At 32.9% G+C, this 7,642-nt stretch carries 6 protein-coding genes; 4 read left to right on the forward strand and 2 right to left on the reverse strand.

Going from position 1 to position 7,642, the window contains the following annotated elements; translation table 11 throughout:
- Positions 1–2: 2 nt before the first annotated feature.
- Both B0A65_RS18625 and B0A65_RS18630 read left to right on the forward strand, forming a co-directional pair.
- Complete coding sequence (locus B0A65_RS18625) at positions 3–407, forward strand: sugar 3,4-ketoisomerase (protein ID WP_074656562.1); 405 nt, start codon at positions 3–5, stop codon at positions 405–407.
- Positions 404–1,489, forward strand: a complete 1,086-nt coding sequence (locus tag B0A65_RS18630) for a glycosyltransferase family 4 protein (protein ID WP_074656563.1) — start codon at positions 404–406, stop codon at positions 1,487–1,489. Before B0A65_RS18625 ends, B0A65_RS18630 begins: the two co-directional genes overlap by 4 nt.
- Before the next feature lie 212 nt (positions 1,490–1,701).
- Here the strand turns inward: B0A65_RS18630 and B0A65_RS18635 are convergent, their stop codons facing one another.
- Together B0A65_RS18635 and B0A65_RS18640 are read right to left on the reverse strand one after the other, a co-directional pair.
- Complete coding sequence (locus B0A65_RS18635) at positions 1,702–2,559, reverse strand: glycosyltransferase family 2 protein (RefSeq protein ID WP_074656566.1); 858 nt, start codon at positions 2,557–2,559, stop codon at positions 1,702–1,704.
- The gene (locus B0A65_RS18640) at positions 2,559–3,242 is read right to left on the reverse strand and encodes a cell division ATP-binding protein FtsE (protein ID WP_074656568.1); all 684 of its coding nucleotides are present in this window, start codon (positions 3,240–3,242) and stop codon (positions 2,559–2,561) included. The genes B0A65_RS18635 and B0A65_RS18640 overlap by 1 nt, the downstream gene beginning before the upstream one ends.
- A gap of 421 nt (positions 3,243–3,663) precedes the next feature.
- On the opposite strand from B0A65_RS18640, the gene B0A65_RS18645 reads away from it, so the two are divergent.
- Positions 3,664–6,678 carry a tetratricopeptide repeat protein gene (locus tag B0A65_RS18645; protein WP_074656570.1) on the forward strand — a complete coding sequence of 1,005 codons (3,015 nt, stop codon included), beginning with the start codon at positions 3,664–3,666 and terminating at the stop codon, positions 6,676–6,678.
- 74 nt (positions 6,679–6,752) lie between these two features.
- The gene (locus B0A65_RS18650; protein ID WP_074656572.1) at positions 6,753–7,616 is read left to right on the forward strand and encodes a PhzF family phenazine biosynthesis protein; all 864 of its coding nucleotides are present in this window, start codon (positions 6,753–6,755) and stop codon (positions 7,614–7,616) included.
- The last annotated feature ends 26 nt before the right edge of the window (positions 7,617–7,642 follow it).

Here is a 7,642-nt window from a genome sequence, read left to right on the forward strand (position 1 = left end):
ATATGACGACAATTCAGGACATAGCATTATTAAAAATTCCGGTTGTAGAGGACTTAAGCGGGAATTTGGCTTTTATTCAAAATGATGTTTTACCATTTGAATTCAAACGTGTTTACTATTTGTTTGATGTGCCGAGTAGTGCTTTTCGTGGCGGACATTCACACATAGAACAGCACGAAGTTTTAATTGCTTTAAGCGGAAGTTTTGAAGTAATCTTAAACGATGGGACCAACAAAAAAAGTTATTTACTGAACAAACCTAATATTGGTTTACATCTTCCAAAAGGAATTTGGCGAGAATTAGAAAATTTTTCTTCAGGTGCTGTTTGCCTGGTTTTGGCTTCTGATGTTTTTGAAGAATCCGATTATATCAGGGATTATGATGTTTTTTTGAAATCTAAAAAATGAGACTGCTTTACATTGTTCCAAAAATAAAAAGTGCTGGTGGAGTTGCCAGAGTTTTGGCTATTAAAGCCAATTATTTTGTAGAGCATTTTGGTTATGAAGTTCATATTTTATCTCAAAATGAGGAAAATGATTCTCCTTTTTATGATTTTGATATTGAAATAGTCTTTCATAATATGATTTTGAAAGGCAATGTTTTTAAGTTCTTCAATTCTTTTCAAAAGCAAATCAATCAGAAGATTAGCCAAATAAAACCAGATGTTATTTTGGTTGCTGATAATGGCTTAAAAGCATTTATTTTTCCTTTAATAGCTAAAACGAAAGTTCCAATTGTATTCGAATCTCATGGTTCTAAATTTATTGAAGAAGTGCAACAAAAAACGAATTTTGTCTCCAAATCAATTCAAAAAATTAAATATCGATTCAAAGATTTTGGCACTCAAAAATTCACTAAAATAGTGGCGCTTTCAGAAGAAAATTTGAAAGAATGGAACGTTAAAAATGGTGTTGTGATTCCGAATCCATCCTGGATAAAAAGCAAAAAAAATGCCGATTTAAAACAGAAAAAAGTAATCGCAATTGCCCGAAATTCGTATGAAAAAGGTTTAGATAGATTGTTATTAATCTGGAAGGTAATCGGAGAAAAATATCCTGATTGGACATTAGATATTTATACAGATGATGTCGATTCTTTAGAAGAAGCAGCATTGAAATTAGAAATAGAAACGGGAATTAATTATCTGCATTTTGTCAAAAATATTCAGGATAAATATTTGAAATCGTCTATTTACGTGATGACTTCCAGAACAGAAGGTTTTCCGATGGTTTTATTGGAAGCAATGGGTTCTGGTTTACCGTGTATGGCGTACGATTGTCCAACTGGTCTGCGAGCGATCATTACAAACGCAGAAAATGGATTTTTAATTCCGGATAATAATATTGAAATGTATGTCCAAAAACTTTCTTTTTTAATTGAAAATGAAGAAGTAAGATTGAAATTTGGTTTGGATGCGAAAGAAAGATCAAAAGAATATTCGGTCAAAAAAATAATGGGGCAGTGGAAGGAGTTTTTGGAAAGTTTATAAGTTATTAAGTCCCATCGGGACGGAATGTTTATAGAAATAAAGATTCAACATTCCACAAACCCCATCGGGGTGGCATATTTAATATTCAAGAATATATCGCTCCGCTGGAGCTTTCTCTTGGAACATTGTTGATTATCTATAAACATTTTGCTCCGCTGGAGCTTAATTTGCAACTCGACTGATTAGCTATAAACATTTTGCTCCGCTGGAGCTTACATTTTTAAGCTACAAAAATATCCTAATTTATAAAGATCAAACAAAAACAAAGAAGGATTTTGAGAAAGCAAATTCCGTTCAATTTTGATTTGATTTTTTTTGAAGAGGAAAGATGAAAATTTTGCTAGTTTTAGCTTTTTTAGGAATTCAAATGCCTTAATAATTTTACTGTCTTCTCTAGAAATTTTATCTGAATTATAAAGAAAAAAAAGATTTTCTAAAGCAATTTTAGTTTTATTCAAAAATACTTCTGAAGTTTCTAAATTCAAATGAAAAGTTGGATTTTCAATTTGGGAAATTGCAAGATTATTTTTCTTCAAAACAGCGAAAAAACACAAATCTTCGTAACCATATTTTGTAATAGAATCATCGAAAGGATATTGTAGAAAAACGTCTTTTTTAATCCATAAATTAGAAGTCAGAATAGCAGAAGTTTCTCTTTTTTGTCCGTAAACCCAACGCAAAAGCTGTTCTTTTTCAGGTTTTTTATCTTCGTAAATAATTCCGCCGAAAAGGATATTTTCTGATGAATCTGAAATTACGTCAACGTAGTTTTGGATAAAAGTAGCATCAGCGGGAAAAGTATCACAATCGAGAATTAAGAGCCAATCATAAACTGCCTTTTGAGCTAAAGAATTGATGTTTTTTCCTCTTCCTAAATTGATTTCATTTATAAAAAAGGAACAATTTGGAATGAGGTTAACTTCTTGATTGATTGTGTTTTTTTGTGAATTGGATCCGTCGTCCTGACAAAGAATTTCAAAAGTAATTCCACTGACATTGCATTGCCTTACTAACTCATGTACAAGTGGTAAAACAGTATAATTATAAACCGGAATTAAGATGGAAAGCATTACACAGAGCGTTGTACCACTTCGAAGATTCTTTCATCTTCGCACTTCAATGTTTTAGATGGGAATTTCATTAGCAAAGCATAATCGTGCGTTGCCATGATAACCGTTTTGCCAAGTGCATTAATATTTTTCAGTACTTCAAGAACCTCAGAACTTGTTTGTGGATCAAGGTTTCCAGTTGGTTCATCAGCAAGGATGAATTCAGGATCATTCAATAAAGCACGGGCAATTGCTACACGTTGTTGTTCACCTCCGGAAAGCTGATGTGGCATTTTATTAACGAAATCTTTCATGCCAACTTTATCCAGAACTTCATCGATTTTGTGTTCCATAGCTTCTTTTTCAGTCCATCCTGTTGCTTTTAAAACAAACAACATATTGTCTTTTATAGAACGGTCCGGAAGCAATTTGAAATCCTGAAATACAATTCCAATTTTACGTCTCAAATACGGAATATCACTTTCTTTTAAAGTTGCCAGATCAAATTCAACTATATGACCTTCTCCTTCGCTTAAAGGTAAATCTGCATATAAAGTTTTTAAGAAACTACTTTTCCCGGAACCTGTTTTTCCAATGATGTAAATAAATTCACCATGCTGAACATCTAAATTAATATGAGATAAAATTTTTCTTCCTTCCTGATATATAGTGACTTCTTTAAGAGATAGTACGGTTTGTGACATAATAAAATTGATTTGATTGGTAAAAGTAAGAAGTTAACGGTTGGATTCAAAATAAATTTCAATCATTTCTGATAAAAAAATGAAATGGAAATTTTTCACCATATAAGTCATATAAGGTCATTGTAGCAAATTGTCGAAAAGATTTTATTGCAAAAAATGTATAAGTACATAAGTGTATAAATGCATTTTAATCGATTGTGGTAAAAGTTTTTTATTTCGAAAAACTTATATGACCTTCAGAGTTGTATACGAAGCTAAAAGCCTCTAGCTTATAATTACTTATATCACTTATATGGTAGAAAAATAAGCGCTCAGAAGCTGTTAAATGTGGTATGTTAAATTTTTTGTTCATAATAAATGCGAGAAACGTTTCGTTATAGACGGTATAAAATGATACATTTGAATACTAAACATAATTACAATGCGTAAATTTTCCTGGTTCTTTTTACTCCAAATAATCCTCATTTCGACCACAGTTTCGGCACAAAAATCAGCAATATATACTTACGATTTAAAGGATTTTGATAAGGCAGTAGCTTTATACAATGACAAACAATATGCTTCGGCTCAACATATTTTTGAATATGTAAAAAACCACGCCAAGACAGAAGAAGTACAGTCAGATTGTGCTTATTACATCGCCAATTGTGCCATCAGAACCAATCAGGCAAATGCCGATGCGCTGATGGAAAAATTTGTGAGCGATTATCCAACAAGTACCAAACAAAATCAGGCTTATATTGAAGTGGCACAGTTTTTCTTCGAACAGGGGAATTATCCAAAAGCCTTGCAATGGTTTGATAAAGTTGATGAAAGTTATATGAGTAAAGCCGATTCTGATAAATTTAATTTTCAGAAAGGGTACAGTTACTTTAATGCTAAAAAGAAAAAAGAAGCCACAACCTATTTCAATAAAGTAGTAAATTCTCCGGAATTTGGTTCTCAGGCCAAATATTACTTAGGATTTATGGCTTACGAAGGCGACGATTATAAAGAAGCAACCAAATATTTTGATGAAGTTTCAGGCGAAGAAAAATACAAAGAAAAGCTTTCGTACTATCAGGCTGATATGAATTTCAAGCTTGGAAGCTTCCAGAAAGCAATAGATTTAGGCCAGAAAGCAATGGCGAAATCAAATGACATAGAAAAATCAGAACTGAATAAAATTATTGGAGAAAGCTATTTCAACCTAAAACAATATGGAAAAGCGATTCCGTATTTAGAGCAATATGCAGGTAAAAAAGGAAAGTGGAATAATACTGATTTTTATCAATTGGGATATGCGTATTATGAGCAAAAAGAATACGAAAAAGCGATTTCTCAATTCAATAAAATCATTGAAGGGAAAGATTTTGTAGCGCAAAATGCCTATTATCATTTAGGTTTAAGTTATTTGAATACAGGCAAAAAACAAGAAGCTTTAAATGCTTTTAAAAATGCTTCTGAAATGGAATTCAATACGCAAATTCAGGAAGATGCAGCTTTGAATTATGCCAAATTGAGTTATGAAATTGGAAATGCTTATCAAACCGTTCCTGGAATTCTGCTTGATTTCTTAAAAAAATATCCAAATAATTCCAGCAAAGCTGAAGTAGAAAAATTATTGGTTGATTCTTATATTTCTTCTAAAAATTATAAAGAAGCTTTAGTGTTACTAGAGAAAAACAGATCGGCTGAAAACAAAGCAGCGTACCAAAAAGTACTTTTTTACAGAGGATTGGAATTGTATAATGAATCGAATTATGCAGAAGCGGGGAAAATGTTTAAAAGTGCGGTCAGCGAACAAAAAACACCTGAGTTTACGGCACGTGCCACTTTCTGGAAAGCGGAGACAGAATATCTTTCTGATGATTTTCAGAATGCATTGTTAACTTACAAACAATTTGCAGGTCAGGCAGCAGCAAAAACGACAGAAGAATATAAAAACATCAATTATAACATTGGTTATACGTATTTTAAATTAAAGGATTACGATCAGGCTGCAACTTCATTTCAGGCTCAAATCGATACTGCTCCCGGAGATAAAGTTCGTTTAAACGATTCGTATTTACGTTTGGGAGATTGCCGTTTTGTAACTTCAAAATACACTGCTGCGAATGAAGCTTATGCCAAAGCAATTGCGGCAAAAGGCGTTGATGCCGATTATGCACAGTTTCAAAAAGCAATTTCCTACGGTTTCATGTCGAAAAATGACAAGAAAGTAGAGGAGTTGAATAACTTCCTTCAGATGTACAAAAAATCAGAGTATCGTGATGATGCTTTGTATGAATTAGGAAATACCTATGTAGCCGAGAAAAAAAACGATCAGGCGATTAAAACGTATGATCAGTTGATTTCAGAATATAAAAACGGGTCGTTTACTTCAAAATCAATTTTAAAGCAAGGTTTGATTTATTACAATTCCGATCGTGATGAACAAGCTTTGGTTAAATTCAAAAAAGTAGCAGCAGAATTTCCAAAAACACCGGAAGCTTTAGAGGCGGTTTCTACAGCAAGATTAATTTATGTTGATTCAGGAAAAGTAGATGAATACGCGACTTGGGTACGAACATTAGATTTTGTTTCGGTTACAGATGCGGAACTGGATAATGATACTTATGACGCTGCTTTCAAACAGTACAGTCAAAATAACAGCAAGCAGGCGATTACAGGTTTTACAGGTTATGTGAATAAATTTCCATCAGGCTTACATGCACTTGAGGCTAATTTTTATTTGGCACAATTGCTTTATGCGGAAGGTTCAGAGGTTAAATCTATTGCTAGTTATCAATATGTGATTGATCAGCCAAGAAGTGAATTTACGGAACAATCTTTAAACAAATTGGCTCAGATTTATCTGAAAGCAAAAGATTGTGATAAAGCGATTCCGGTATTAGTTCGTTTGGAAAACGAATCCGATTCTGCTCAGAATAAAAACTTCGCACAAGCGAATTTGATGAAATGTTATTATGACAAAAAAGATTATGATAACTCAGTAATTTCAGCTGATAAAGTTTTGCAAAATCCAAAAGCAGATGCGAATGTAAAAGCCGATGCTCAGATTATCGTAGCGCGTGCGGCAATGCAAACTGGTGATGAAGATAAAGCTAAAGCGGCCTACGCAAAATTATCGACGACTTCTAAAGGCGAATTAGCTGCAGAAGCTTTGTATTATGATGCATACTTTAAAACAAAAGAAGGAAAATTTGATGCTTCAAATGTTTCAGTTCAAAAATTAGCTAAGAATTATTCGGGTTATAAATATTATGGAGCGAAGAGTTTGGTTTTAATGGCTAAAAACTTTTACGGATTAAAAGACAGTTATCAGGCAACTTACATTCTGGACAACGTAATTAACAATTTTACAGATTTCCCGGATGTAGTTGAAGAAGCAAAAAAAGAATTAAGCGCGATTAAGTTGGAAGAATCAAAAACGAATTCTTCAATTACTAAATAGTTAAAAGTTAGATGTAAAATGTGAAAGGTATTCGCTTTATCATTTTACATCTCACAAAACACATTTTACAAGATATGAGTTTACCTTTTTATATAGTTGATGTTTTTGCTGATAAAAAATATGCCGGGAATCAATTGGCAGTTTTTTTAGACGCAGGGAATTTAAGTTCCGAAGAAATGCAGAAGATCGCCCGCGAAATTAATTTTGCGGAAAGTACTTTTATCACAAAACTGGATCCTGAAAACAATAAGGCCGAAATTAAAATTTTTACGCCTGAGCACGAAATGCAGTTTGCAGGTCATCCTATAATTGGAACTTCGTGGGTTTTAATGAATAGAGTGTTTAATAATTCTCCTAGAAATATAAAATTGAATGTTCCGATTGGACCAATTGCAATTCATAAAACAGAAGAACTGATTTGGTTAAAAGCAGCTCAGCCTAAGTTTTGGGATATTTTTTCGAAAGAAGATATTACAGTATTTAGTAATCTGAACAATCATGATTTTGAAAATCAATTTCCAATTCAGGAAGTTACAACCGGAAGTGCCTTTGTAATGGTTGGGTTAAGCAGCAAAAGAGCACTGGAAAATTTGGTTTTAGATAAAGATAAAACAGATCAATGGCTGAAAAATAATTGCAAAACAGCGCACAGAGCTTTGTATTTCTATTATTTGGAAGGCTCAAAATTGTTTAGCAGAATGTTGTGTGTTGAAAATAATCAATTAGTTGAAGACGCCGCAACAGGAAGTGCCAGTACGTGCCTACAAGCTTTTTTGTTGAAATATCATAAACCTGAATTTGAATTGATTAATTATCAGGGAGATTATATTGGTCGTCCTTCTCAGATTTATTTCAAAGGGAAATTGACGGATAATCAATTTGATATTCAGATTGGAGGGAAAGCGCAGTTTGTTGCAAAAGGAGAGTGGGAAGCTTAAGTCGAGAGAATATAGAGAATAGAGAA

Origin of the sequence: Flavobacterium frigidimaris (assembly GCF_002217275.1) — a bacterium.
GTDB classification, from domain to species: Bacteria; Bacteroidota; Bacteroidia; order Flavobacteriales; family Flavobacteriaceae; genus Flavobacterium; species Flavobacterium aquidurense.

Excerpts from the sequence above, each read along its gene's own strand:
- B0A65_RS18640 (WP_074656568.1), bottom strand. The coding sequence starts at position 3,242 with ATGTCACAAACCGTACTATCTCTTAAAGAAGTCACTATATATCAGGAA.
- B0A65_RS18625 (WP_074656562.1), top strand. The coding sequence starts at position 3 with ATGACGACAATTCAGGACATAGCATTATTAAAAATTCCGGTTGTAGAG.
- B0A65_RS18645 (WP_074656570.1), top strand. The coding sequence starts at position 3,664 with ATGCGTAAATTTTCCTGGTTCTTTTTACTCCAAATAATCCTCATTTCG.
- B0A65_RS18635 (WP_074656566.1), bottom strand. The coding sequence starts at position 2,559 with ATGCTTTCCATCTTAATTCCGGTTTATAATTATACTGTTTTACCACTT.
- B0A65_RS18650 (WP_074656572.1), top strand. The coding sequence starts at position 6,753 with ATGAGTTTACCTTTTTATATAGTTGATGTTTTTGCTGATAAAAAATAT.
- B0A65_RS18630 (WP_074656563.1), top strand. The coding sequence starts at position 404 with ATGAGACTGCTTTACATTGTTCCAAAAATAAAAAGTGCTGGTGGAGTT.